We start from the raw sequence: 1,070 nt of genomic DNA on the forward strand, positions 1-1,070 counted from the left end.
TGTATTGCCCTGAGAGGTTGGGGACGCGGCTGGCGGGTGGTTGGCCCTTCAGCGCGGTGTGTCCGCGGTGGTGATTGTAGGTGTGCAGCCAGCCGGGGAAGGTGTCGCGTCGTTCCTGTTCGGAGCGGTAGGGGTGGGCGTAGGCCCACTCGTCGAGCAGGGTGCGGTTGAACCGTTCGACCTTGCCGTTGGTCTGCGGCCGGTAGGGCCGGGTTCGCTTGTGGGTGATTCCGGCCGCTGCCAGCAGATCGCGCCAGTCGCGTGAGCGGTAGCAGGATCCGTTGTCGGTCAGTACCCGCTCGACGGTGATCCCGGCCTGGGTGAAGAACGCCTGGGCCCGGGTCCAGAAGGCGGTCGCCGTCTCCTTCTTCTCGTCGGTGAGGATCTCGCTGTAGGTCAGGCGGGAGTGGTCGTCGACGGCGGTGTGGAGGTAGCTGTAGCCGGCGTTCTGGCGGTTCTTGCGGCCTGCCTGCCGGCCCAGGGTCTTGTGGCCGCCGCCGTCGGGGATGTTGCCGAGCTTCTTGATGTCCACGTGCACCAGTTCGCCGGGCCGTTCGCGTTCGTAGCGGCGTATGACCCGGCCGGTGGTGCGGTCCAGGTGCGTGAGGCGGGCGAGGCCGAAGCGGGTCAGTACCCGGTGCACGGTCGAGGGCACCAGACGGAGCAGATGAGCTATGCGGGCCGGGCCCCACCGACGCGCGAGGCGGACCTTGATGATCCGGCGTTCTGTACGCGTCGGGGTCCGGCGGGGGCTGGAGTGCGGCCGGGAGGATCGGTCGGACATCCCGGCCTCGCCGAGTTGCCGATAACGGTCGGCCCACCGCTGGGCCGTGGTCGTGGAGACCTGGAAACGTTCGGCGGCCCGCCGCAGCGTCCAGCCGTCCTCCACGACGCAGCGGGCCAGGCGCAGACGGCCTGTCTCGGTCAGGGGTGCATTACGGTGGGGCATGAGGGCCTCTCTGGTCGCCGGTGCAGATGTCGCAATCCACACCAGGCCAGAAGGCCCTCACCCGTTTCAAGATCCTTCAGCCGAGACTTGCGTCACGAACCTCCGTGGACAGAACACCTAG

General features: G+C 68.2%; 1 protein-coding gene. It reads right to left on the minus strand.

Annotated features, from left to right (window positions below; genetic code table 11):
• Positions 1-949 (minus strand): IS481 family transposase (locus ACZ4Z2_RS37325; protein WP_468082232.1); only part of this gene is annotated, 949 nt, incomplete at its 3' end.
• Positions 950-1,070 lie beyond the last annotated feature (121 nt).

This window comes from Streptomyces sp. NPDC030183, assembly GCF_055573455.1.